Source organism: Streptomyces sp. DSM 118878, assembly GCF_052936595.1.
The window spans coordinates 1149169-1173079 of sequence record NZ_CP193622.1 but is presented as its reverse complement, the minus strand read 5'-3'; the positions used below and the strand labels follow the sequence as shown (position 1 = coordinate 1173079).

At 68.6% G+C, this 23911-nt stretch carries 25 protein-coding genes and 1 pseudogene; 12 read left to right on the top strand and 14 right to left on the bottom strand.

The genetic code is table 11. The features are described from left to right. Positions 1–21 precede the first annotated feature (21 nt). Positions 22–939 carry a LysR family transcriptional regulator gene (locus tag ACRAKF_RS04895; RefSeq protein ID WP_447035564.1) on the bottom strand — a complete coding sequence of 306 codons (918 nt, stop codon included), beginning with the start codon at positions 937–939 and terminating at the stop codon, positions 22–24. Between the two features lie 94 nt (positions 940–1033). Between ACRAKF_RS04895 and ACRAKF_RS04890 the strand changes: the two genes are divergently transcribed. The 4 genes from ACRAKF_RS04890 (at position 1034) to ACRAKF_RS04875 (ending at position 4495) form a co-directional block, all read left to right on the top strand. Further along, positions 1034–2143 (top strand): epoxide hydrolase family protein, encoded by a 1110-nt coding sequence (locus ACRAKF_RS04890; protein ID WP_447035562.1) that lies wholly within the window; start codon positions 1034–1036, stop codon positions 2141–2143. Between the two features lie 112 nt (positions 2144–2255). Then, a complete protein-coding gene (locus ACRAKF_RS04885) occupies positions 2256–3248 on the top strand; it encodes a fumarylacetoacetate hydrolase family protein (protein WP_447035561.1) in 993 nt (330 codons plus the stop codon). Then, a complete protein-coding gene (locus tag ACRAKF_RS04880) occupies positions 3214–4095 on the top strand; it encodes an SCO6745 family protein (protein ID WP_447035560.1) in 882 nt (293 codons plus the stop codon). The genes ACRAKF_RS04885 and ACRAKF_RS04880 overlap by 35 nt, the downstream gene beginning before the upstream one ends. Continuing rightward, the gene (locus ACRAKF_RS04875) at positions 4034–4495 is read left to right on the top strand and encodes a cupin domain-containing protein (protein ID WP_447035559.1); all 462 of its coding nucleotides are present in this window, start codon (positions 4034–4036) and stop codon (positions 4493–4495) included. The genes ACRAKF_RS04880 and ACRAKF_RS04875 overlap by 62 nt, the downstream gene beginning before the upstream one ends. 99 nt (positions 4496–4594) lie before the next feature. Here the strand turns inward: ACRAKF_RS04875 and ACRAKF_RS04870 are convergent, their stop codons facing one another. Further along, positions 4595–5713, bottom strand: a complete 1119-nt coding sequence (locus ACRAKF_RS04870) for an FAD-dependent oxidoreductase (protein ID WP_447035558.1) — start codon at positions 5711–5713, stop codon at positions 4595–4597. Between the two features lie 329 nt (positions 5714–6042). Here ACRAKF_RS04870 and ACRAKF_RS04865 point away from each other — a divergent pair, with 329 nt between their 5' ends. From ACRAKF_RS04865 to ACRAKF_RS04855, 3 genes are all read left to right on the top strand, one after another. Then, positions 6043–7224, top strand: a complete 1182-nt coding sequence (locus ACRAKF_RS04865; protein WP_447041813.1) for a sensor histidine kinase — start codon at positions 6043–6045, stop codon at positions 7222–7224. Then, complete coding sequence (locus tag ACRAKF_RS04860) at positions 7217–7882, top strand: response regulator (protein WP_447035557.1); 666 nt, start codon at positions 7217–7219, stop codon at positions 7880–7882. Before ACRAKF_RS04865 ends, ACRAKF_RS04860 begins: the two co-directional genes overlap by 8 nt. Before the next feature lie 218 nt (positions 7883–8100). Continuing rightward, positions 8101–9393 carry a serine hydrolase domain-containing protein gene (locus ACRAKF_RS04855; protein ID WP_447035556.1) on the top strand — a complete coding sequence of 431 codons (1293 nt, stop codon included), beginning with the start codon at positions 8101–8103 and terminating at the stop codon, positions 9391–9393. A 514-nt stretch (positions 9394–9907) separates the two neighbouring features. Here the strand turns inward: ACRAKF_RS04855 and ACRAKF_RS04850 are convergent. From ACRAKF_RS04850 to ACRAKF_RS04835, 4 genes are all read right to left on the bottom strand, one after another. Continuing rightward, positions 9908–10252 (bottom strand): hypothetical protein, encoded by a 345-nt coding sequence (locus tag ACRAKF_RS04850; protein ID WP_447035555.1) that lies wholly within the window; start codon positions 10250–10252, stop codon positions 9908–9910. Positions 10253–10586: 334 nt separating this feature from the next. Further along, entirely contained in the window at positions 10587–11054 is a 468-nt protein-coding gene (locus tag ACRAKF_RS04845) for a hypothetical protein (RefSeq protein ID WP_447035553.1), read from the bottom strand. A 97-nt stretch (positions 11055–11151) separates the two neighbouring features. Further along, a complete protein-coding gene (locus tag ACRAKF_RS04840; RefSeq protein ID WP_447035552.1) occupies positions 11152–11919 on the bottom strand; it encodes a transposase in 768 nt (255 codons plus the stop codon). Between the two features lie 29 nt (positions 11920–11948). Then, positions 11949–12437 (bottom strand): hypothetical protein, encoded by a 489-nt coding sequence (locus ACRAKF_RS04835; protein ID WP_447035551.1) that lies wholly within the window; start codon positions 12435–12437, stop codon positions 11949–11951. 125 nt (positions 12438–12562) lie between these two features. On the opposite strand from ACRAKF_RS04835, the gene ACRAKF_RS04830 reads away from it, so the two are divergent. Further along, positions 12563–13333, top strand: a complete 771-nt coding sequence (locus tag ACRAKF_RS04830) for a transposase family protein (RefSeq protein ID WP_431330040.1) — start codon at positions 12563–12565, stop codon at positions 13331–13333. 658 nt (positions 13334–13991) lie between these two features. Then, positions 13992–14291: a DUF6342 family protein gene (locus ACRAKF_RS04825; protein WP_404752185.1), complete on the top strand. Its 300-nt coding sequence runs from the start codon at positions 13992–13994 to the stop codon at positions 14289–14291. 827 nt (positions 14292–15118) lie between these two features. On the opposite strand, the gene ACRAKF_RS04820 is transcribed toward ACRAKF_RS04825, so the two are convergent. The 6 genes from ACRAKF_RS04820 to ACRAKF_RS04795 form a co-directional block, all read right to left on the bottom strand. Further along, positions 15119–16561 carry an FAD-binding oxidoreductase gene (locus tag ACRAKF_RS04820; RefSeq protein WP_447035550.1) on the bottom strand — a complete coding sequence of 481 codons (1443 nt, stop codon included), beginning with the start codon at positions 16559–16561 and terminating at the stop codon, positions 15119–15121. After that, the gene (locus tag ACRAKF_RS04815) at positions 16507–17070 is read right to left on the bottom strand and encodes a hypothetical protein (protein WP_447035549.1); all 564 of its coding nucleotides are present in this window, start codon (positions 17068–17070) and stop codon (positions 16507–16509) included. Before ACRAKF_RS04815 ends, ACRAKF_RS04820 begins: the two co-directional genes overlap by 55 nt. Before the next feature lie 69 nt (positions 17071–17139). Then, positions 17140–17745 (bottom strand): DUF3159 domain-containing protein, encoded by a 606-nt coding sequence (locus ACRAKF_RS04810; RefSeq protein ID WP_447035548.1) that lies wholly within the window; start codon positions 17743–17745, stop codon positions 17140–17142. A 169-nt stretch (positions 17746–17914) separates the two neighbouring features. Continuing rightward, positions 17915–18565 (bottom strand): GOLPH3/VPS74 family protein, encoded by a 651-nt coding sequence (locus tag ACRAKF_RS04805; protein WP_447035547.1) that lies wholly within the window; start codon positions 18563–18565, stop codon positions 17915–17917. A gap of 293 nt (positions 18566–18858) precedes the next feature. Continuing rightward, positions 18859–19329 (bottom strand): alpha/beta hydrolase, encoded by a 471-nt coding sequence (locus ACRAKF_RS04800; RefSeq protein ID WP_447035546.1) that lies wholly within the window; start codon positions 19327–19329, stop codon positions 18859–18861. A 77-nt stretch (positions 19330–19406) separates the two neighbouring features. Then, entirely contained in the window at positions 19407–19637 is a 231-nt protein-coding gene (locus ACRAKF_RS04795; RefSeq protein WP_447035545.1) for an alpha/beta fold hydrolase, read from the bottom strand. Positions 19638–19798: 161 nt separating this feature from the next. On the opposite strand from ACRAKF_RS04795, the gene ACRAKF_RS04790 reads away from it, so the two are divergent. Further along, positions 19799–19942, top strand: coding sequence for a hypothetical protein (locus tag ACRAKF_RS04790; protein ID WP_447035543.1), 144 nt, complete (start codon positions 19799–19801; stop codon positions 19940–19942). A gap of 139 nt (positions 19943–20081) precedes the next feature. After that, complete coding sequence (locus ACRAKF_RS04785; protein ID WP_447035542.1) at positions 20082–20822, top strand: MerR family transcriptional regulator; 741 nt, start codon at positions 20082–20084, stop codon at positions 20820–20822. Between the two features lie 30 nt (positions 20823–20852). On the opposite strand, the pseudogene ACRAKF_RS04780 reads toward ACRAKF_RS04785, so the two are convergent. Next, positions 20853–21041: pseudogene (locus ACRAKF_RS04780) on the bottom strand (alpha/beta hydrolase); the annotation flags it as partial. A 298-nt stretch (positions 21042–21339) separates the two neighbouring features. On the opposite strand from ACRAKF_RS04780, the gene ACRAKF_RS04775 reads away from it, so the two are divergent. Beyond that, on the top strand, positions 21340–22851 hold the full coding sequence (locus ACRAKF_RS04775) for a cellulase family glycosylhydrolase (protein WP_447035541.1): 1512 nt from the start codon (positions 21340–21342) through the stop codon (positions 22849–22851). Positions 22852–23171: 320 nt separating this feature from the next. Here ACRAKF_RS04775 and ACRAKF_RS04770 read toward each other — a convergent pair whose 3' ends face one another. Continuing rightward, positions 23172–23777: an MBL fold metallo-hydrolase gene (locus ACRAKF_RS04770; protein WP_447035540.1), complete on the bottom strand. Its 606-nt coding sequence runs from the start codon at positions 23775–23777 to the stop codon at positions 23172–23174. Positions 23778–23911 lie beyond the last annotated feature (134 nt).

Here is a 23911-nt window from a genome sequence, read left to right as displayed (position 1 = left end):
TCGCATGCGCCCCGCACGCCCTCAACGAGGTTCCCAAGGGCGGGGTCCGGTGAGCCGCGCTTCGGCATGTCTACGGAAAGCGGTGACCAGGCGGTTGCGGTCGCCGGTGCGCACGGCGAGTACGACCTGGCTGGGTTCGATCCCGTGCAGCGGAATGGTGGTGAGGCTGGGGTGCAGGCCGGTGGCGTGGTCGAGGGGCGGTCCGATGGCCACGGCTTGTCCGGCGGCAATGAGTTCGTGTTTGTCCTCAAGGGCTTCGACCAGGGGGCCGTCGGGCGCGGGTCGCCCGTCGGGCCGGGGGTCGAGCCGCCAGTAGGCGTTGAGTAGCGGGTCGGACTGACGTACGTGGGGGATCGGCTCGTCGGCGATGTCGTCGAGGGTGGCCGACTCCTTGTCGGCCAGAGGGTGATCCCGCGGCACGACCAGCACGCGCGGCTCGTCGTAGAGGACGGTGATGTGCAACTGGTCGGTGGGGAACGGCAGTCGTGTCACCACCGCGTCGACGCGGTGATCCAGCAGCGCGGCGCGCGAGTCGTTCCAGGCGAGCAGGCGGGTGTGGACCTCGGCGTCGGGGGTGTCTTCGCGCAGGGCGCGCACGGCCGGCGTGATGATCAGCCCTCGGGTGTAGCCGATGGTGATGCTGCCGGGCCGGGCCGCGGCCCGGGTGCGGGCCATCGCCTCGACGGCGGCGCGCAGCAGTCCCTTGGCCTGGGGCAGGAAGATCTCGCCGGCCTCGCTGAGCCGGGTCCCGTGTGTCGTGCGGTCGAGTAGACGGGCGCCCACCTGCTGTTCCAGGCGGCGGATCTGCCGGCTCAGCGATGGCTGTGTGGTGTGCAGCGCCTCGGCGGCCCGGCCGAAGTGCTGGTGTTCGGCGACCACCGTGAAGGACTGCACCAGACGCAGGTCGAGGTCCACGGGCGCGGGGAAGGGATCGGACACGACCCCATTCTACCTGGCGTTATGCGCATCTCGTATGACGTGCTGCGCAAGATTCATTGGACCGCGAGCGCAGGGCGGCCGCACCGTGGCAATCATGACGACGAACAGCGTGACACCGTTTCACATCGACATCCCGGACAGCGCCCTTGAGGATCTGAAGGACCGAATCGTCCGGGTACGCCTCCCTGACTGGGAGACCGTGCCGGACAGCAGTCAGGGGGTGCGGCGGGAGCGCCTTGAGGAGCTGCTGGACTACTGGGCCACTCGCTACGACTGGCGCAAGCTCGAGCGGCAGCTCAACGAGCTGGGCCAGTTCCGTACGACCATCGACGGTCTCGGCATCCACTTCCTGCACGTGCGCTCGCCGCGCCCCGACGCCACTGCCCTGTTGCTGCTTCACGGGTGGCCGGGCTCGTTCCTGGAGTTCCTCAAGACCATCGGTCCGCTCACCGAGCACGGCTTCCACCTCGTCATCCCCTCGATGCCCGGCTACGGCTTCTCCGACCACCCCACCACCACCGGCTGGGGCCCGGACCGGATTGCCCGCGCGTACGGCGTGCTCATGCAGCGCCTCGGCTACGACTCCTACCTGGCCCAAGGCGGCGACTGGGGCGGTGTCGTGGCGACCCGTATGGGGGCGCAGCGCCCTGCGGGCCTGCGCGCGATCCACGTCAACTTCCCCGAATTCCTCGCCGCACCACCGGTCGGCGACGACCCGACCCCCGAGGAGAAGGCCGCGCTGGAACAGGGCGGCCGCTTCCTCGCCGTCCAGTCCGGATACCACGTCGTACAGCGCACCCGGCCGCAGACCATCGGCTACGCCCTGGCCGACTCCCCGGCCGGTCAGGCCGCGTGGATCTACGAGAAGTTCCTCGACTGGGCCAGGCCCGACACCCTCACCCGCGACGAGATCCTCGATCACATCTCCCTGTACTGGTTCACCGGCACCGCCGCTTCCGCCGCCCGCCTGTACTGGGAGCAGGCCCGGCAGCCGCTCACTGTGACGCGGCTGGACCTACCCGTGGGCGTCAGCGTCTTCCCCGACGAGCTGACCCGCACCCCGCGCGTCTGGGCCGAACGCGCCTACCGCGACCTGCGCTACTTCAACGAGGACATCCCCGCAGGCGGCCACTTCGCGGCTCTGGAGCAGCCGCAGCTGTTTGTCGAGGAGATCGTCAAGTTCGCGCGGACGGTGACCGCATGAAGAGCGTTGCGATCACCCGGCTTCGCGCGACCGGCAAACCCATGGACCCCCACGCCTCCTCCATCGCCGACGCACGAAGGCTCTACGCCTGTACCCGGGAGGTGTTTGCCCGATGAGGTGGGTCAGCTACCGATCCGCGGACGGCTCCACACGCTGCGGCGTGGTGCATGGCAACAAGATCCACGCCCTGGGTACGGACCTGCTGGAGCTGCTGCGCGCCGACGGCGGGCTTGCGTCCGCCGTATCCGGGGAACCGACCGATATCGTCGAGCTGGCCACGGCCCACCTGCTGGCACCGCTACAAGTGCCCCCGGCCGTCCGGAACTTCGCCGCGTTCGAGCGCCACGTCAGCAACGCGGGCAAGGCAGCCATCGGTGACGGCACGGTCAGCCCGGCCTGGTACGAGTCTCCGCGCTTCTTCTTCTCCAACCCGGCGGCGATCAAGGGGCCGCAGGACGACATCCCCGTCGCCCCGGGTGCGAAGTCGTGGGACTACGAGGTCGAGGTCGCCGCTGTGATCGCCAGTGATTGCTCGAACCTCGACGCCGCTACGGCCGAGCAGCACATCGCCGGCTACCTGGTCTACTGCGACTGGAGCGCACGCGACATCTCCGCAGGCGAGATGGGGTTCGTCTACGGCCCGTCCAAGAGCAAGGACGCCTCGACCAGCCTCGGCCCCTTCCTCATCACCCCCGACGAGCTGGAGACCCACCGCTCGGGCAAGGGCTACGCGCTGCGGATGGATGGATACGTCAACGGCGAGCATTACGGCGGCGGCAGCTGGGACGAGATCCACTGGTCGTTCGGCGAGCTGCTGGCACACGCCTCCCGCGGCACCGAGCTGCGCGCCGGCGACATCCTCGCCAGCGGGCCCGTGGGTACCGGTTGCATCCAGGAGCTTTCCGGCCGGCGCCCCTACCTGGCACCTGGAGACACGGTCCGTATCGAAGTGCAGGAACTCGGCGCCATCTACGCACGGATCACCGAGCCCGAGCAGCCCTGCCCCCCCCGCCCCGCGTGCCCGCGCCCACCCGACGTTGGTCCTTCGACCTGCGAGGAGACACTCAGCAATGCATCTCACCAGCACCCTTGGCCACACCGATAGGGACATGAACGCCGTCCGTGAGGTCAGCCTCACCATCAACGCGGCCCACCTCTTCATCTACTTCATCCCCGAGGCACCGGAAGAGGCCGCCGAACTCGGCGTGAGCGAGGACGGGCCGGCATACTTCGCGTTCCGCTCGGCCCCGATGGGTCCAGCCCCATGGCAGGTCACGCTCGCCGCCTTCTACAACTTCAGCCCACAGGCGGTGCGGGCCATGACAGGCGTGTGGGACACTGCAACGCCCCAGCAGTGGCAGGCCGCCCGCTTCGCAGCCGTCGAGCGTGCGGTGCAGCGCGTCGGCGTCGACCTCACCGCCGATCAGATCGCGGAGGCGCGGTCGCTGATCGACCCAGTCGTCGCGCGCGCCGACTACGCCGGGAAGACGATGGCCGCAGCCAACGCCTCGATCCCTCTCCCCTCCGATCCGCTCGTCGCACTCTGGCAGCAGCTCACAGTGGTGCGCGAGTGGCGTGGCGACGCGCATTTCACCGTGCTCGCCGCCAACGGCATCGGACCGTGCGACTGCAACGTACTACAGAGCGCGACAGGCCATTTCCCGGAAGCGATCGCACGTGCCACCCGGCTGTGGAACGACGAGGAGGTGGCCGCGTCAGTGACCCGTCTCGCCGAACGTGGCTGGCTCAACTCCGACGGCACCGCGACCGACGCGGGCATCGCGGCCCGCGAGCAGATGGAGACCGAGACCGACGAGCACTGCGCCGCACTGTGGACACCGATCGGTGAAGCGAACGTCCGCCGCCTGACCTCGCTCATCTTGCCCATCCATGACGCGTTCGTCGAAGTCGGGACGTACCCCTTCCACGTGGACACGGGAGCCACGCAGTAAGGCCTGTTGCGAAGAGATGAGGGTGGGTAGCGGGCCGACGGTCACCGCCTCCGCCCAGACCGACCACCCCGGTGGTGTCCTCCGGTCGACGAGGAGCCGTCTGCCGGCAGGCGTACTGCTCGCAGGACGGCGTCTTGGGTGTGGTGGGTGTCGGCGGGGGTCGGGGGGGGCACGAGGGCGGGTCTCACACGAGGGCTATCACTGGCTGTACGTCCTTCGGGGCCGCCTGCGCGTCGTGCTCGGCGACAACGACTTCATCCTCACCGACGGCGAAGTCGCCGAATTCGACACCCACCTCCCGCACTGGTTCGGCAACGCCGACGAACACCCTGTGGAATTCCTCAGCATCCTTGGACCCCAGGGCGAACGCGTCCACACCAAAGCCAGCTACCGCCGTTGACATCCGGCGGAGATCTGCCTGGGGTGAGCCTCGCCCCGTGCCCCATGGGGTACGTGCCTGCGGGTTGTTCAGAGGGGACTCGTGCGGCCACCGCACGATCTAGTGATCGAACAGAGTGACTACGCTCTGCGGTGCTTCCCGACCGAAGAAGATCTCCAGGTTCTTCGCCGAGCGGCCGGCGACGTCGCTGCTACGCAGGAACAACCGCTCTTCGTAGGCGGTGAGCGCGACCTCGATGTCGCGTTGCTCAACCAGCTTGCCCGCCAGGTCAGCGCCGTCGTACATGGCGAGGTTCGCACCCTCGCCGGCGAAGGGCGACATCAGATGCGCGGCGTCGCCGACGAGCGTCACGCCGGGCACCCTGTCCCATGTGAGGCCCACCGGCAGGGCATAGATGGGTCGGAGCCACGGTTCCGCGTCGCTCTGGGTCACCAAGGCGGTAAGCAGCGGCGACCAGCCATCGAACTCGTCGGCAAGCTGACGCAGGCCCGCGGACGGGTCGCCGAAGTCGATCGACCTCATCCATCCCTCGGGCTTGTTCAGCGCCACGTATCCGCGCACATGCCCGTCGGCGTAGCGATGGCCGATGATGCCTTTGCCCGGCGCGACCGCCATCAGCGTGCCGCCGCCGATCGCGGCCACGCTCTCCCGACATTCCTGGCGGCCCGGGGCGAGGGCGATCTCGATGAAGCAGGTTCCGCTGTAGAGAGGCTTGGCGGGGGTGAGCAGCGGACGCACCTTCGACCAGGCGCCGTCCGCGCCGATGACGATGTCTGCGCGCGTGGCGGAACCTTCCGCGAAGGTGAGGTCGTAGCCACCCTCCACACGGTGCCGGACCGAGGTGAGCTTGTGCCCCCACTTGATCGTCCCGGGCGCCAGCGAGTCGATGAGCAGGCGCCTGAGTTCGCCACGATCCACCTCTGGACGGGCCGAACCGGGGTCCGCGGGCATATCGAACAGGATCGTGCCGTGGCGGTCGACCACGCGCTTGGCGTCCTCGCCCGGGCGGACCAGAGTGAGGAACTCGTCGTAGAGACCGGCTGCGCGAAGCGCGACCTGTCCGGTCTCTACGTGAATGTCGAGCAGGCCGCCCTGCGCACGGGCCGTCGCCGAAGCCTCACCCTCGTAAATCGTCGTGGTGACACCGTGAGCCTGAAGCACCCGGGCGAGCGTCAGTCCGCCCAGTCCCGCTCCGACGATGACGATGGTCTTCTGCATGCTGAGATCCTTCGTCGCGCCGACGCGCGTCGGCGTCGGCGATGGTCAGCGCCAAGAGCGGACGGGACGTCCGATCTCGGCAAGAAGACGCTCAACGATCAGAACCATCTGCATCGATGTACGAGCGATGTCCGGCGGGTGGGCCCGCGGACATCGTTTTTCGCGACCTGGTGACTATACGCCACCAGGCAACAGCCCGACGGGGCCACTGGCGACGAACACCCCAACCGGCTCGGCTTTGACGGCGATGAACTGTGGACCAGCTGTGGTAGTTCTTTGGAGTGACGAAGAGCCGTGCGCGGGCTCGTAGTGTGCGATGAATGAGAGTGATTGACGACAGATGGCCCAGGTGGAGTGGTGATGCCGGGCTGGTCGTACTGACGTTCCTGCCGCCGCTGCTGTCGCAGCCGTACGTGGACGGTTCAGGACCGGCATGGGTGTCGCTGATGGGGTACGAGGCGGTCGGCGTGGTGGCCCTGACGCTGCGGCGGCGGCTGCCGTCCACCGCCTTCGTCGTGGGCTTCGGGGCCCTCATGGCGGCGCTGGTGGGGAGCGCGGGCGAGGGGGCCAAGCTGTCCCCGCTGGTCTTTCTTCCCCTTGCCGTGCTGCTCTACAACCTGGGTGGGCGGTGCGCCAGTGGGAAACGGACCGTGCTCGCGGTGGTCGGCGGCATCGTGCTGGCCGTGGCCGGTCTGTGGCTGAACCGAATGACGACCGATTCCGGGGAATTCCAGGGCGGTCTGGACGTCCTCGCCGCGCTGGCACCCATGCCCCTGGCGTGGGCGATGGGTTTCGCCGCACGTACCCGGCAGGCGCTGCTCGCCGCGGCGGAGCAGCGGGCGGCCGACGCGAGCCGGGCACGGGCCCTGGAGGCGGAGCAGGCGATCCAGCGGGAGCGGGCACGGATCGCGGGGGAGATGCACGACGTGGTCGCGCACTCGCTCACCCTGCTCGTCGTGCATGCGGAGATACTGCGGGCACGCGGCAACGAGTTGCCGGGTTGGGCCCGTACCCAGGTCGACGGGCTGGCGGCGGCGGCCCGGCAGAGCAGTGGTGAGCTGCGTGACCTGCTGCGGATGCTGCGTGACCCCGCGGAGACGGCCCCGCTCCAGCCGGTGCCCGGGTTCGGTGAGCTGGACGCGTTGCTGGACAGTCACCGTGCCGCGGGCGGAACGGTTGAGGTGCGGGCGGGGACCGGACTGGGGTCGTTGCCGGGGCCGGTGCAGTTGGCGGGCTACCGCGTCGTGCAGGAAGCGCTGGTCAACGCCCGCCGTCACGCGCCTGGGGCGCCGGTCTGGCTGACCCTCGACGCTGTCACCGGAGAGCTGCGGTGCGAGGTGGTGAACGGGCGCGGTACGCGGTGCGGCACGGCCGGTGCGGGGGTCGGGCTCGGCCTGATCAGCATGCGGGAACGGGTGGGTGCGCTGGGCGGAGAGCTCGCCGCAGGGACGACAGGTGACGGCGGTTTCCGCGTCGTGGCCACGATGCCGCTGGAGAACGCCGGTGCCTGAGCAGATCAGTGTGCTCGTCGTGGACGACGAGCCGGTCATCCGCGCCGGACTGAGCGCGATCCTGGCCAGTCAGGCCGACCTCGCTGTGGCAGGCACCGCCGCCGACGGCGAGGAGGCCGTCGACACGTGCGCGCGGTTGCGGCCGGACGTGCTGCTGCTGGACGTCCGTATGCCGCGCCGCGACGGACTGTGGGCGCTGGCCGAGCTGGGCCGCCGGGGACTGCTTGGGCCGGGGCGCAGCCGGGCTCTCATGCTCACGACGTTCGATCTGGATGAGTACGTCGATGACGCGCTGGCCGCCGGAGCCTCCGGATTCCTGCTGAAGAACAGTTCGTATGAAGAGCTGACCGGAGCCGTCCGTGCCGCGGCGGCAGGCCACAGCGCGCTGAGCCCCGCGGTGACCCGGCGGATCATCGAGGGCCACCTCAGCGGCCGGCGGCGGCCCAGTGACCAGGAACTGGCCCGGCTGGAAGGCCTCACCGAACGGGAACGTGATGTGCTGCGGCTGGTCGGGGGCGGGTTGAGCAATGCCGAGATCGCCGACCGGCTCGTCGTGAGCCTGCACACGGTGAAGACGCACGTCAGCCGCATGCTCATGAAGACCGGTTGCCACAGCCGGGCCCAGGCGGCGGTACTTGCCCGGAACACGCTGTCCTGATCGACGGCGGTGGACGGGGCAGCGGATCGCCGCAGCCGTCCCGGTCATTCCTTGGAGTGAGTCGGCGCCCGCGGGAAGCCCGCCATCGAGTGATGTGCCGGGCAGCTCTCGCTGGCTGAATGGTCGCTGTGCGCAGGTCCGGCCGGTACCCACACGACGGGTGAATGTCCGGGGCCCTCGATGCACGAAGCAACCGTCATGCGCCGAAGGGAACTGCCATGTCCGCATACGTCTTGTCCCACCGCCAACGAATCCAGCACAGAGCGCTGGCCGCGGGGTTGGCGGCCTGTATGGGTGCGGTACTCGTGGGCTGCTCGGAGCCGCAGTCGGACGCGGCCAAGCCCCCGACCGGGCAGAACTCGGCGAACGCGACGGCCGGCAAGGAGCTGACCGACCTTGCGCAAAAGGCGGCGGACACGGGCTCCCTGGGAGTGATCGTGCGCGTCGACACCGGCAGAGGGGAGGCCGTGGAGATCGCCCGGCAGGCCGCCTGGACGAAGGACGAGCACCGCCTCGCTGTCGGCGACCAGTTCAGGGTCGGCTCCAACACCAAGACCGTCACCGCCACGCTCGTCCTGCAACAGGTCGCCGACAACAGGATCGGCCTTGACGACTCGGTGGAGAAGTGGCTGCCCGGACTGGTCAAGGGCGGCCGGGACATCACCGTACGGATGTTGCTCAACCACACCAGCGGCCTGGGCGACTTCCTGCTGACGCCGGAGTTCCTGGGATCCCTCACGGGTCGGCAAAAGCGCACCTGGAAGCCGGAGGAACTCCTTGCCATCACCCCCGCGCAGGACCCGCCGGCCGAACCCGGTGAGAAGTATTCCTACAGCAACGCCAATTACGAGGCGCTCGGACTGATCCTGGAGAAGGCCACCGGCAACAGCCTGGCCGAGCTGATCGAGCAGAAGATCATCAAGCCACTCGGCATGAAGAACTCGTTCCTGGCCACGAACGCCGACTGGGAGGACGGCACGCAGCACGTGACCGGCTACGAGCCGAATGCCGAGCGTCTGAAGGCCCTCCTTTCTGGGACCGTGGACCTGCCCGAAGGCGTCGGATTCGTCGGCCCTGAACGTCCCAAGGGCAACATCGACACCGCCGCCATCGACCCGAGTTGGTCCTGGGCGGCAGGCGGCATGGTCTCCACCGCGCAGGACTGGCAGCGCTTCCTCACCGCGTTGGTGTCCGGTGAGCTCCTGCCCAAGGCCCAGATGAAGCAGATGCGCACCACCGTCGATGCCCCTGAGGAAGGGGGCGGATACGGACTGGGCCTGATGAAGGTGAACACCCCCTGCGGCACCGTGTGGGGCCACACCGGGGGCCTGCCCGGTTACTCCAGCGAGATCTACACCGATGTGAGCGGCCGCCGCAGCGTCGCCGTCCTGACGAGCACGAACTTCGGCATCAAGGAGGAGAGGGCCGCGACAGCGAACAAGGCCCTCGTCGAGGCCGGGATCTGCCACATGCTGGGCGAAACAAAGCCCTCGAAGAGCCCGACCGAGTGACGGCCGCGAACGGGAACCGCCGGACGTGGAGTCGCCGGAACCCAAGATCGCGGACCTAATCAGGCAGGAAGCGGATTCTGGACGCCGCGCTGGAGGTGCCGACCATGGAAAGGGTGACGGGGCGAGGCGTTCGGCGGTACGTCGCACGCCGAACCGCCGAGTACGAAGCCTCTTCACCCAGGTGGCGTCGCGCGAGGAAACGCGTGCGGCCACAGACCAGCGCCTCCCACCGGCCTGCGGGCACACCCGCGCCGACGGCGGCGTGGCTGCCGTCACGGGCCGCCCGGTGAGCCGGGACAAGGCGGGCACCATGGACGCCGACCTGCGCAAGGTTTCGGCAACCCGGCACCCGAGCTGTACCAGGCGGCTGGCGGCCACGATGTCTCGCCCGCGTCCACGCCGACATGGATCCGGGCGGTGACGTGGGCGAACTGGCGGCCGACAGCTCCGCTCGACGCGCAGTGGCTTCAGGCGGCACTGGAGGCCCGCGACGGCTAGCTTGGCGCACGGGCACTCAGTTGAAGATGACCGAGCGCACCTTCAGCCGCTCGGACGCTCCGCCGGTGTGTGGTCGGAGGCGGAAGGTGTCGCCTTCGCAGTCAGTGTCGGTGAAGACCGTCGCCCAGGCGTCGGTGCGGTTCTTCGGCGAATGGCCGGGCTGGGGGTTCTCCTGGCCGACACCGTGGAGATTGATGCACCGGCCGTTGGGCGGGTTGCGCAGGAAGCCGCTGGCCTCGTGGCCTTCGACGGTCTCGTAGGAGTAGCGGAACTGCCCGGTTGCCGCGGAAGCGGAACCAGGGACGGCGACCAGGAGCAGGGCGGCGCCGAGCACGGTGGGGAAGGCGGAGTGAAGACGCATCTACGGGTTCCTCTTCAGGTGGGAAGGTTGCCGCAGCTACCTCTGCCCGTCCCGGCGGACGCGCATCCGTCCATCACACTCACGGATGAAGGCAAAACGATCCTGCACTACCCTGAACGGCGCCAGCGGCTGGTTCGCCGAGTCTAGTCACTGAGCGTTAGCTCCTGCGGTGGGGTCTGGTGCCGTGCCGGGATCCAGGTTTCGCGCCAGTTGTGGGTGGTTTCGCCGACGAGACGGCGAGTCATGGGCTCGATCACCGCGAGCTGGTTCACGGTCCGCCCAAGCTCGCAGACCTAAGGGCTGTCCGCAAGCGACCTTCGAGGCCCGCAGTGGGCTATCCCATGACCGCTCGGGCCGCGTCGAGAAAGGCCAGTCTGTTGTCCTCCAGGTAGTCGCGCACGCTCTCACCGTCGGGCAAGCCTTCCCACACGGTCCGGTTGAGGTCGAGGAAGTACTTGCGTGCCGCGTCGTGCACGGGCAGCGGAAACTGGATACGGATCAGCCGTTCCGCGACCCAGAGTCTGTTCATGGTGTCTCGGGTCGTGAGGAACCAAGGGGTCGTGTCGTCCCACTCGTGCGGTCGGCTGAAGGCCGCGCGCTCCGCCTCGGCCCCCACCTCGACGAACCGCTCCAGCAGCGTAAGCCGCTCCGCACGCCGGGCCTCCGACAACTCGGTCTGCTGCCGCCGCTGCTCCGTTCGCTCCGCCGAACGCTGCGTCGTGAACTGGACGAGGAAGGACAGCGCGCCACCGAGCGCGACGCCGCCCAACGATATGAGTGACACCCACACTTGACCAGACATGGTGACTATCGTTCCACGCTGTCGATCTTTAAGTGCCGCCTCTTGGACGATCCTTGAGTCGCTGCGGACACGGTCAGTCGCTGGGTAGTTTGCTCGTCTATCCAGTGAGGGTGAGGTTGTGCAGCCGGGCGATGCCGAGCATGGCGTGGTGGACGCCGTCGCCCTTGAGGCGGCAGTCGCGGAGGATCTTCCATGTCTTCATGCGGGCGAAGGCGTGCTCTACACGGGCCCGGACCTGCTTGTGCGAACGGTTGTGGTCCTGCTTCCAGCCGGGCAGATCCTCACCGGCCCGGCGGCGGCGCGGCATCACGAGTCCGGTGCCCGGATAGCCGCCATCGGCGATCGTCATGGTCTTGCCGACGGCGGCCTTGGCCCCAGATTCCTGCCACGCCCTGCAGTCGTTCCGGTTGCCCGGCAACGGCTGGCCGACCACGACGACCAGACAGGTGTCGGCATCGATGACGACCTGGTGGTTGGTGGAGTGTCGATAGTTCCTGGACTGTTCGGCGATCGTGTGGTCGCGGGTAGGGACGAGGGTGCCGTCCACGATGAGCACCGTGTCCTTGCGGAACCGCTTGCAGGGCCGGAGCGCGAGCGACGGCCCGAGATGGTCGATGATGCGGTCGGCCGCGGACTTCGAGATGCCGAACAGCGGGGCCAGCCGGCGCAGCGTCAAGTCCGTGCGTCGGTACGCCGTCACCAGCAGTACGCGGTCCTCCAGTGGCAGGCTCCAGGGGCGGCCTTTGCGCACCGGCTCCGCGCCTTCGCGGCGCAACGCGGTGATCAGCTTGCGGAAGCAGGACGGGCTCAGCCCGGAGAACGGGGTTATCCAGGAGGGCTCCGACGCCGTGATCACACCAGCCACGGCAAGATCGTCTCACCCGCCGTCCCGCCTCACGGAGGTGCCGGGAAATCCCCGGCCGCGCGTCGCTGCCCGGGCCACAGGTCGTCATACGCAGCGTCCATGAACTGCACCTGCGGACCCCGTAGTGCCGACACGTCGGCTATCTCGCCTCGGGCAGCCTCAGCGAGACGCGCCGCGTAACGATACGTAGCGCCCCGCAGGGGCTCGCTTCTGGCCGCCAGGTCGATCTCCGCCTGCGCAAGCCACAGGTCATCGACGAACTGATCGAGCACGGGATCCGCTGCGGTCCCGCCATTGGACGGGCGCGTGAACGCGGCCTTCTCCACCTGCGAGGCGATGCTCAGGAACTTCAGGATCACGTTCTTCAACTCCGCACGGTGCGCGGCCGACTCCTGTATCTCAAGCTGCCGCGCGCTCGCTCGTGACACCAGGTACTGGCCAAATAGTGACCCGCCCGCGCCGAGCGCAACGCCTGCCAGAGACAGCAGCGCCGGCCCCAAGGTTCCCCAAGATCCCATGAAAGGAGTCTCTCAACTCACCGCTTGAGAGCGACGGGCTACCCATGGACCACCCACGCCGGGGCAGTTACGGGACGGCCCTTAAAGGGTGTTGCAGAAGGCCGTGAACTGGGCATATCCGTTGTATGGCTGGGGTGTTGAGGGCCGAGCGGGTGTGGGTGGAGACGTTCACTGGTCTGCGGGTCGATCAGTTCGGTCGGCTGTTGAGGGCGGTTCGGGAGCGCGGTGGCGAGGGATGTGGCTGGGGTCGTCCGTGGCGGCTTCCGCTGGCCGAGCGGGTCCTGCTGGTGGCCGTGTACTACCGCACGAACCTCACCATGCGGCAGCTCGCCCCGCTGTTCGGCGTTTCGCCGGCGACCGTGTGCCGGGTGATCCAGCGGCTCGGCCCGCTGCTCGCACTCGAGCCGGCCCGTGCCTGCGCCGATGCCACCGACCGGTTGTGGATCGTGGACGGCACCCTCGTCCCGGTCCGCGACCGCAAGGTCGGTGCGTCCTCCCGTAACTACCGGTTCTCGGCGAACGTGCAGGTCATCGTGGACGCGGAGACCCGCCTGGTGGTGGCTGCGGCCCGTCCGGTGCCCGGCAACACGGCGGACGCGAAGGCCTGGCGGGACTCCGGCCTGGCCGAGCACTGCGAGGGCGTGACGGTTCTCGGTGACGGCGCCTACATCAACACTGGCCTGATCGTCCCGCACCGCAAACGCCCCGGACGCCCGCTACTCAAGGGCGAGGAGGAGGACAACGCGCAGCATCGCAAGGTCCGCGCCCGCGTCGAGCACACCTTCTCCCGCATGAAGAACTACAAGATCCTCCGCGACTGCCGGCAGCGCGGCGACGGACTCCACCACGCCGTCCAGGCCGTCGCCCGCATGCACAACCTCGCCCTCGCCGCATGACCGCACAGCCCCAGGCTCCCGCTCCGACCTGCCTGATCACGGCCTTCTGCAACACCCTTTAAATGGACCCGTTGAGCAAGCATTCGGGGAGCGGTCGTTGCGACCGTTCCCCGAAGGGAACTGCCGTGCCTCGTGCGACATGAGCGGTAGAACGACCCGGCGGCGATGTTCGGCGGAAGAAGGTGAGCCAGAGCTCCAGCTCACCTCCACAGCCCACCGCTTGCCGGGCTTGCTGCCGTTCGGGGCAGTCGAGGTCTCCCGGCAGCTCTCGAACGCCGAGGCCTCGCGGGGGCGGTGTCCGGCGCCCCCGCGAAGGACAAGACCGGCCCGGCCCCGCAGAAGCCGCGTAGCCGTCGCAAGAACCCCACCTTCCACCCGCCAGAACGGAAAAGCGTATTCCTCTTTCTCCGGCGAAAGCCTCTGAACTGAACTAAAGCGATATGCCCGATGATCCAGAAAAAAAGTATGTGTACGGCTCTATGCTGACAGGTAGTCAGTCTGTCTATATTGCGAACTCATCCGGATGGCACCGGTGCCGCTGAACAGGGAAGATCTTCCACTGGGGGCGGGTTCCTCTCGTCCGGGCCGCATGCAGGGAGCGACGTGGTTGCGGCCCGTGCGCAGAGGTATGGCCCGCCGGGACTTGAGAGGAAGCCTCATGGCTGACATTGATCTCGGACTGGCGTCGGACTGGGACGAGGGCGACACCCACGGCCGCATCAAATTGCGGCCGAACCAGGTCTACCAGAATTCCCCCAAGAAGGATGTGATGATCAGCTCGCCGGTGAGCATCGAGCTCGCCGTGAACACGAACATGTCCACCTCTCAGGAGGCGGACAAGGTCTACTTCACGACCTACCACGGCCGGACGAAGAAGATCATCGCGGTGCTCGACTCCGACGGCAACCTGCGCATCGCCGGCCGCCTGATCACCGAGCAGAAGGATCTCTCCTACTAGGCCGACCAGCACGTCGGGGCTACGGCCGCAGACGTACGCAGCAGCGGCCACGTTGCCTGACAACATGCAGATCCCGGCGTTGCGCGCGGCCCTGAAGTGGCAGCCTGCACGCAGCCGGCCAGAGCGCCTCAGCGCGCAGCGGCAATGACTGACGACGACCTCCGCTACGTCTTGGGGTGCAGGCCGGGCCGGGTAGGTCTGCGATTTTCGAAGCACTTCCACGCGTCAGGCCCCCGGCCGCACCGCCGGGGGCCTGCTCTGGTGTCTACCGGCCGAGTTCTGACGGGTAGACACCGGTTGGCTTGTTCGGCGCAGGTCAGAGCACTGATGGGCACTACGGTGGCGCGTACTCCGCACTTCCGAACGCAGGGGATGTCATAGAGGGGCCCGCTTTGTCGGCGTGAGGCACGATGCCGGAGAGTCGGCATCGTCCGGCGCGTCACGCCATTCCCCGCACTGTGACGAACGGGAGTAGCCGACCCGGATGAGTCGGGAAGCTGCATAGGTTTCCGATGATGCGTCATGTGGAGTGCATGGCGATTCTGGAGCCTGCTGGCAAGGGGCCCTGACCTGCGTTTTTTGTGTCTGCGAATGCGTGGGCGAGGTGCTCGCACAGGTGACGCCTCTGGAGGTCCTTGACGCTCGGATGTCGCTCGTATCGGAGGTCTCTGCTGCGCTTCCGTAGTGGTGGCGCGAGTGTCCATCCCGACCGTTCCTACCTCGGAGGCCGTGTGGTGGAGGAGCCAGGCCGTGGTGGTACAGGCGATGCGGCGGTGCCGGACGGTGAGGACGTCACCGACGCGAAGAGTGGCGATGCCGCCTTCGCCTCAGCCGGACGTGGAGTCGGTGTCGGCCTTCCCGAAGGGGAGCGGGGTGGCGGCGAAGACGGAATCCGGGTCGAACGCAGACTTCAGTGCCAGCAGGCGCTGGGTGTTCGGCCCGTAGGAGTTCGCAACCTGGTCGGGAGTCTCCGGCCCCAGGAAATTCACGTAGCCGCCCGGCAATGAGAACGGTTCGAGCGCCGCGTGCAGCTCTTCCAGCCAGCGCAGGTGGGGTGAGCTGCCGACGGCGCGTCCTGCGTGGTCGTTGCTCTCGCCGCTCTCCCACATGGAGATCAGCTCGACCATCAGGTGCGGTTCGCGTCGGCCGAAAGCCGTCGAGCCGAGAGGCGGGCGGGCGGCGGCACCATGGAACTGGTGCCACACGATCGCGGAGAACGGTGAGGTGAACTCCTGGGCGGCTCGGTCCAGGACGGTCGCGACGGAGCTGGAGACGCTCTGGACGGTTCGCGTGCGGATCGCGCCCATCCGCCCGGGTGGGAACATGGCGTCCGTCGCGGCCAGCGTCGCGGAACGGGCGACAGGTCCCACCTCGGCGAGCACGGGTGTACCGAGCCTGGCCAGCGCACGCACCGGCCCGTTCTCGGCGTTCCCCACCTCAAGCTCCCCCGACCAGGTCGGCGCGACGTACACCGTCGGCTTGCCGTCCGGACCGGGAAGGAACCCCACGTCTACGGTCAGCTCGTCCGGACTGTCCTGAAGGATCCCACCGAGGTCGGCCAGGACGCCCGCGCTCTGGGCGACCGGATACAAGATGGTTCCCGACACCACTGTCGGCACCGGGTGCAGACGGATCCGCGCCGAGGTCACGACACCGAAGTTGCCGCCGCCGCCGCGCAACGCCCAGAAGAGGTCCGGATGATGTTCGGCGTCGGTGTTCACCCGTGAACCGTCGGCCAGGACGACTTCGGCGCCGAGCAGGTTGTCGGCTGCGAGTCCGAACTGCCCGAGGAGGGGACCGTACCCGCCGCCGAGCGTGAGGCCGACCATTCCGACGGAGCCCGCCGTTCCGGTGACGGCAGTCAGGCCCGCCCGCTCGGCGGCCGAGACGACGTCGGACGAGAGCGCCCCGCCACCCACCGTCGCGTAACGGTGGTTGACGTCGACCTGTACTTCCCTCATGTCGGTCAGATCGAGAACCAGCCCCCCGGGACGGAACGCCCGGCCCCAGAAGTCGTGACCCCCGCCGCGCACGGACAGCGGTACCCCATGGTTACGAGACGCGCGTACTCCGGCCTGCACGTCGGCGGTGGTCGCGCACCGCACGACGACAGATGGGCGGACATCCACCGCCGCGTTGAACAGCGCCACGGCTCGTGCGTACTCCGGTCCGTCGGTGAGTACACGGTCCGGTGATATACGGGACCGCAGCTCGGTCAGCAAGGCGGTGCTGACTTCGTCGTGGGCGTCGGTACCGGCAGGCGTCTGCATGGTCGCTCCTGTGTGTCGTGGTGGGAGATGGAGTTCGGTGCCCTGGACGGATCAGGATGGATCAGGACGGCAGGTTCCGTCACCACGCGCATGCCGCCGGTGCCGTCGGTGATCTGGTGGGCGAAGGTCAGCACGATGAAGCTGCCGGTCTCCGCGGGAATCAGTACGGCGCGTATCAGTGGGCCGGGCTCCGGCGCCATGGGGCGCGACTGCTCGCCGGCGACAACCGCCTGCCAGGGAGTTCCCTCGGCGGTGGTTTCGATCCTGACCGGGCCCTCCGCCCAGCGGTATCGGGCCTGGGGAGCTCGGCGGTCGACCGAGACGCGAAGCAGCGGGTGCAGTGCCTGCACACCCCGCAGTGCCCGCGCCAGCGTCTGCCGGGACACCTTCCGGTTGATCTCGGCGACCAGGGAGAACTGGACGGGGTTTCGGTGCATATAGAGATCGATGGTCCGCTCGAAGGCTCCGAGTTCCCTCACCGTCTCCGCGTGCGTATGGCCGATCGACATCCAGAGGCCCTTTCTTCGCTGAGGGGATATGACGGCTCGCTACCTGAACACGTCGTGGCGAGGCGGGAGTCAGGCCTCCTGCTGAGCGATCGTCTCGGCCGGTCGGCCGGGCACCAGGCGCTTCGACGTTGTGCGGAAGGCCCAGGCGACGACCAGCGCGGCCACCACGGTGAGGGGGGTGCCCATGGCTATCTTCGCGAAGGCGAGCCAGCCGGTGGCGTCGTGCACGTAGAGCCACTGCTTCACCACGAACCGGGCTCCGAGGACGCTTGCCGCTGCGAGGGTGGCGATGTCGTGTGCCCGCAGAACCTGACGGTCCTCGCGCCAGGCGTGCGCTCCCCCGTGCAGGAGGTTCCACGCCACGCCGCTCAGGGGGTGGCGGAAAAGGAACGAACCGAAGGTGGCGAGGAAACCGGCGAAGGCCACCCAAATACCCAGCAGGAAGAAGTCCTTGGCGGAACCGGTGAGCGCGACGATGCCTGCCGCGACCAGAACGCCGGTCAGGCTGCCGGAGGCGGCGAGGAGGCGTTCCCCGCGCACCAGCCGGGCCAGGGTAAGCACCGCGCCGGTCGCGACGGCCGCGATCAAGGCCGCCTTCGTCGACAGCAAAGCGAGTGCGATCACGAACACCGCGACCGGGACGGTCGAGTGGACGAAGCCCGCCGCGCCGCCCATGGACTCGAGCATGGGCGGCCGCGGGGCGGGAGGCGGCGTGTTCCCGGGGTTCCTGCCTTTGGTCGAGGAGGGGCCGTGCTCGCCTTGGGGATGGGACATCGATCACTCCTGATCACGTGTTGCGGTCGCAGCTTTCCTGGGGCGTTTCTCGTCGCGGTGGCACTTCGATTCAGGCGCTCCAGCCGCCTCCCACGGCCCGGCTCGCGAGATAGGAGTCGCGCAGCGCCTTGCGAAGGCCGGGGACGAAGGCGTCGAACCGCGCCGCATGCGCAGTGAGGCCGGCCTTGTGGGCCCGGCGGTCTTCCTTGCTCCACACGGTGGCCAGTTCCAGCTCCACGGCCAGGACCGCCATGGCGAGTTCGTCCGTCAGGTCCTCGGCGGGAGGGTTGTCGAAGACGGTCGCGCGCACCCGGGCCTGGAGAGCGCGCACCAGGTCCGGTCGCACCACGGAGACCCGGTCGATGGAGATGGCCCCCAGCTTCTTCTCCCGCGTCATGACGATGTCCCCGGAGGCGAGCAACTGGTCGCGAATCGGGGTCTCGGCAGTGTGGGCCTTGTTGTGCAGGAACTTGAGCCAGCCCCTGGGCTTGTCCTGAGGCAGGTCGTACCAGACTGCGGTGGTGAACGGGTCCTCCGGCGGGTTGCCGGGGAGTCGCCGGACCTTCCCCCCGGTGGCATCCAGCAATCCGTCGCGGGCCAGCTCGGTCATCGCTCCGGCCCGTAATAGTTGGCCGCGCCCCTGAATATTGTCGAGCTGGAACTTCTCCTTCTTGACGGTGTAGCAGAGCAGGTACAGCTTCTGGGCGAGAGTCATGGGCATGGTGGTTCACCTATAGGTCAGTCGTAGCAGGGTGGGGGAATTCTTGTGACGCGGAAAGAAACAGCAGGCAATTTCCCCCCTCACCTTTCACCCGCAGTCTTCCCCAAATCGCTTTCATGGCATAGAAGACGCAGACGGCCAGGCGTTCACCACTCCGGTGTATGTCAGTGAGCGAATTCCCTGCTGCTTTGCCTTCCTGTTGTGACTACTACCTTCGGTTCGAGCCGTGAAACTGGTGACGTTACGGCACACTTCTGAGGGCCTAGTCGTACACGGGTGAGACCGGCCGCGACTCAATGGTTCGCGGAGACAAGAGGGCGGGTGGTGGCGGGCGTGTCCGTCTTGCATACGGTGCCGTCGGCGGGGTGGGTGCCGTAGATGAGGGCGGCGTCAACTGCGCTATCGACACACGAGTTGGTGCCGTAGGAGCCGTGTCCGACTCCCTCATGCGTGAGCAGGGCCGTAGAGTCCAGGGTTCGCGTCATGTTCTCGGCCCAGTGGTGGGGAGTGACCGGAGCCAGTCGGCCCGCGACCACCAGTGCCGGGGGCGTACCAGCGCCTGTGAGCGGCTTGGTGACGCGGTCCTTGTTCGGCGCGGGCCACCGGGAGCAGTTCAGGGCGGAGTAGGCGGCCCGGGTCCCGACACGCCTGGCCTCAGCGACGGCCTTGGTGGCTGCGGTCGTGTGGGCGGCGATGCCGACCGGGGTATGCCCACACGGCAGTTGCTGGTCGCCGGCCAGGGCTCGGGTGGCATCGAGGGCCATGGTGCCGTCGAGTTCACCGCCCGGGGTAGCGCTTTTGGCGGGTGCGATGTTCAGTGGCTTCGCTTCCAGGGTGTCGATCAGTTGTCGCTTGCAACGGCGACGTCGTGCTGGAAGGGGAGGGAGTTGCCGAACCACTGGTTCGTGTCGACGGGCGCGTCGAGCACCATCTGGCGGACGCGGTGAGGCAACAAGGTGGCGTACATGGGGCCGACCACGGTGCCGTAGGACAAGCCGTAGTACGTGATCTTGTCCTCGCCGAGCGCGGAGCGAACCTGGCCGATGTCGCGGGCCACGTTGTCGGTGGACAAGCTGGCCAGGAACGCCTTGCCCTGGTGTCTGACGCGGCCGTCGGTGAACGCGGCGGCATCGCTCAGCAGTCGCGGCAGGGGTTTGCCCCCGGGGGCGGCCGGGTCGAAGGCGGTGCCGGCGGCGTCGGCTCGCTGCTCGTCGGTCAGGCAGCGAACGGCCTGTGATCCGGAACGGACTCTCGGTCGAACGCGCCCTGCCCACCCGCGAATCCGTCCTCATCGCCGAGACCGAGACCCTCGACGCCGCCGTCGACCACGTCCTCTCCACCGGCCCCACACCACCCGCCGGGCCGACTCGGCCGTGAACCGAACCGTCCAACACTCTCCACGACCTGCTGCGGGAGCGCGCTCTCCCCTGCGCGGGCCTGCCGTTGCGTCATGGTTTTCAATGGGCCCACGGCGCGACCGCGCCGACTGCACCGGACGGTGAGGGAGACATCGATCATGGCGTGGAGCACCCGGGAGATGGCGGAGCTGGCCGGCACCAGCCTCAGGGCCGTACGGCACTACCACGCCATCGGCCTGCTTGACGAGCCGGAGCGCCGCTCCAACGGGTACAAGCAGTACGGCGTCCAACATCTCGTCCGACTCCTCCGGATCAAGCGCCTCGCCGCTCTGGGGTTCTCCCTCTCCCAGATCGCGGAGATGCGTGACGGCCCGGGGTCCGACCCGGACCCGCGTGATCTACGGGCTCTCGACGAGGAGTTGGCCGCCACCATCGAACGTCTGCAACACGCCCGCGCCGAGGTCGGCGCCCTCATGCGCAGAACGGCCACGGCCGATCTTCCCCTCCGCCTCGCCTCCCTGGACGAGACAGCAGAGCTCCCTGACCCCGACCGCTCTTTCGTCACTGTCCTCGGTACGGTCCTCGGCCCCAGTGGGATGGACGCCTACGCGGACTTGCTCCATGAGGAGCCGCAGCCGGTGGCACGCGAATTGGACGAGCTTCCCGCCGATGCGGACGAGCAGGCACGCCAGAGTCTCGCCGAGCGTCTCGTGCCTTACGTCCGAGGTCTCCGGGTCAAGCATCCCGGGCTGAGCGACCTCGCCTCGGACGCTCCGCGCGGTCGGCAGCACACCGCTCGCACCATCGGCACAGCCATTACCGATCTCTACAATCCGGCCCAGGTCGACGTGATGCGGCGTCTCCACACACTTCTGTCCGATACGGGCGACCCACGTTGACGGCCCTCGGGGGCCCAGGACGTACACGCCGTGCCCGCTGTCGTCGACGCTGACCAGCCGCGCCCGGTCGTCGAACTTCTCGCGCAGCGTCTTCCCGCCTCGGTGCGGGGTCGACGCGTCCCGCCGGTTCTGCAGGAGCAGCACGTTTCGGAGGCCCTCGGCGTCGATCTTCACCGGCGGTTCGGCGGGGGTGTGCGGCCAGAAGGCGCACGGTGTGATGTCGGCGGTGGCGGCGCCGTACAGCAGGTAGCGTTCGCGCTCCTCGGCGCACCCCGGCGCCGGGCCACCGACCCGCGCCCTACGGTGGCCGCTTCGCCCGCCCGGCGCGCCCGCTGTGGCACTTCCAGCGCTCGGTTGGCTGGGGTGAGTTTGATGGCGCCCTCATCGAGGCGGTGGGAGATTCCCGGCCGCCGCGTCGTCACTTCGCTGGCCTGTGCAAGCGGTTCCTGATACGTACGGTGCGTGCCGAGCGGACACACGTACGTGACCGCGCGTCCCCGAGTGCCGGAGGTCCGTCATGGGCAAGCGTTTCACGCGGCAGCACCTCGGCCCGGTGGCCCTGATCACCCTGATCGCCACCGCCCTGCTCGGGGCGGGCCTGGCTCCGGCCGCTTCGGGGACAGTGGAGAGTGGGCGCCCCGGTACCGATTCCGGCGCCGTCACGGGGGCCACTTCCGGCAGCGGGTCCGCAACCGCCCCCACGGCCGACGGTATACCTCGCCTCACTGACGCCCGCGGACGCACACTCACCCTGCGCGGCTGGAACGTCGAGGACAAGATCCACCACGGCCCGGACGCCCTCAGCGCGATCACCGAGCGGCACTTCGCCGACTTGCGGGCCCACGGCTTCAACTTCGCCCGCCTGCTGGTCTTCTGGGACGACCTGGAGCCGCGGCGGGGGCGCTACAGCGAGTCGTACCTGCGCAAGATCCGGCGCATCCTCGACTGGGCGCACGAGCACGGTGTCCACGTCGTCATCGACGCCCACCAGGACGTGTTCGGGCCCGCGTTCGGCCACCGCGGGATCCCGGCGTGGGCGACGCGGGCCGACGGGCTGCCGTTCACCCCGCACCCCGGCGACTGGTTCGCCGAGTACTTCGAACCCGCCGTCCAGCGCGCCTTCACCCATCTCTACGAGGACGCGGACCTGCGGCGCGCGCAGGCTCGCATGTGGCGCCTGCTGGCGGACCGCTTCGGCGGGCACCCCGCGGTGTTCGGCTACGACCTGATCAACGAGCCGATGGGGGAACTGCGCACGGGCGAGGACCTGGCGAGTGCCGCACGCCGCATCGAGGCGACACAGCTCACCCCGATGTACCGGCGCCTGGCCGCCGCCATCCGCACCCGGGACCGCTCGAACCACCTGTTCATCGAGCCGACCCCGATCGTCGGCGAAGGCGTGCCCACCGGCCTGGGCCGCATCCCCGACGAACGCGTCGTCTACGCCCCGCACTTCTACAACACCCCGATGGAGGCGGGCGCCGACTACGACCCGGCGGCCGGCTGGATCACGGCGTACGAGAACGCCGTCACCGCATACCCGCGCGAGCACTCGGTTCCCGTCGTGGTGGGAGAGTGGGGCCCGCTGAACAGCGGCCTGCCGAACATGCGCCGCTTTCACGACGACGCGCTCGCCTCCTTCACCCGCTACTCCTCGGGCTGGGCCGCCTACGTCTGGTGCTACGGCGGCGGCTACTGCGCCCTCGACCGCGACGGCCGCTTCCGTACGAACAAGGAGCGCACTGTCACGCCGTACGCCCCGGCGGTCGCGGGCACCGTGCGCGCCGACACCCACGACCCGGCCCGCGCGACGTACCGCCTCGCCTACCGGTCGACTCGCCGTCCCGGCACCACCGTGCTGTCCCTGCCGCCGAACACCACCGGCTGGCGGATCGAGGTGTCGGGCCGCACGGCACACCCCAGCGCCCGACGTGTGCCGCCCGGGCAGGCACGACAGGTGCGCGTGTGGGCGTCCGACGGGACGGAGGTGCAGGTGACGGTGCGGCCGGGCTCCGGCCGCCGGGGCTGAGACCTGGGGCGTCCTACTAGACCCCAATTCTTGTGGCGTGATCGTTCGCTGAACCGTGTATGACAAACCTGGTTGAGCGCAGGCCGACCATCGACATGAGGCAGCCTGTTGCTTGCCTGGAGTGACTCCGGCGTTCGACGGCGGGATGAACGCGACCGCATCCGCGCGGCCAGCCACCGCATCCTCACCGGCTGCCCAGAGCGCTCCAATGGAGCCCTGGCCGTCGTCGTCCTCGCCATTGAGGCCGACGTCCCCCGAAACGCCCTCACCCAACGCCACACCGAAACTGCGAAGCCGATGTGCGGGTTGATTTCTGTGGTTCAGATGGGGGTGTTCTCGTCGGGGACGAAGGGCTCTCCGTGTCCGGGGACGATCAGTGCGGGCTTGAGGGCGAGGATCTTGCGGCGGGAGGCGCGCAGCCCCTCGTGGTCGTCGGAGGTGGGGTCTTCGGCGGGGCCGTGGACGCTCCACCAGGCGTGGGTGAGGACGACGGTGCCTTCGGCGGTTTCCGCGACGGTGGAGATGTCCTGGGGGGTGTGGCCGGGCGTTTCGATCAGGCGGATCGAGGGGGAGAGCTGGTATCCGTCGGCAGGCCGGTCGTACCAGAGGTGGTTGTGGTACGCGGCCCAGACGTCGTGGGCGCGCGCGTGGGGGAAGAGGGCGGCGTTGAGGGTGTGATCGGGGTGGTGGTGGCTGAAGACCACGTCGGTCACCTGCTCGGGGCTGATTCCGGCGGCGGCGAGCGGGTCGAGGATGAGTTTGCGGTCCTCGACCATGCCGGGGTCGACAACGACGATCGTGTCGCCGTCGCGCAGAAGGCCGACGGTCGAGGCGACGTGCCACGGCTTCTCGCGGCCGTCGCGGTCCGCGTTACGTGCGTCGAGGCTGTCGTAGCCGGTGGTCAGCAGGGTGAATGTGGCCGTCATGAGAGGTGATGGTCCTTCGTCGATCGTGGGAATGACCGGATGGAGGGCGAGGTGTCGCCGTCCATGCCGGGGGTCGAGGGCGTGCGAAGCCACGCCCCGGCGCGAGTCCGGTGAACCGGCGGCGGGGCGGGGGT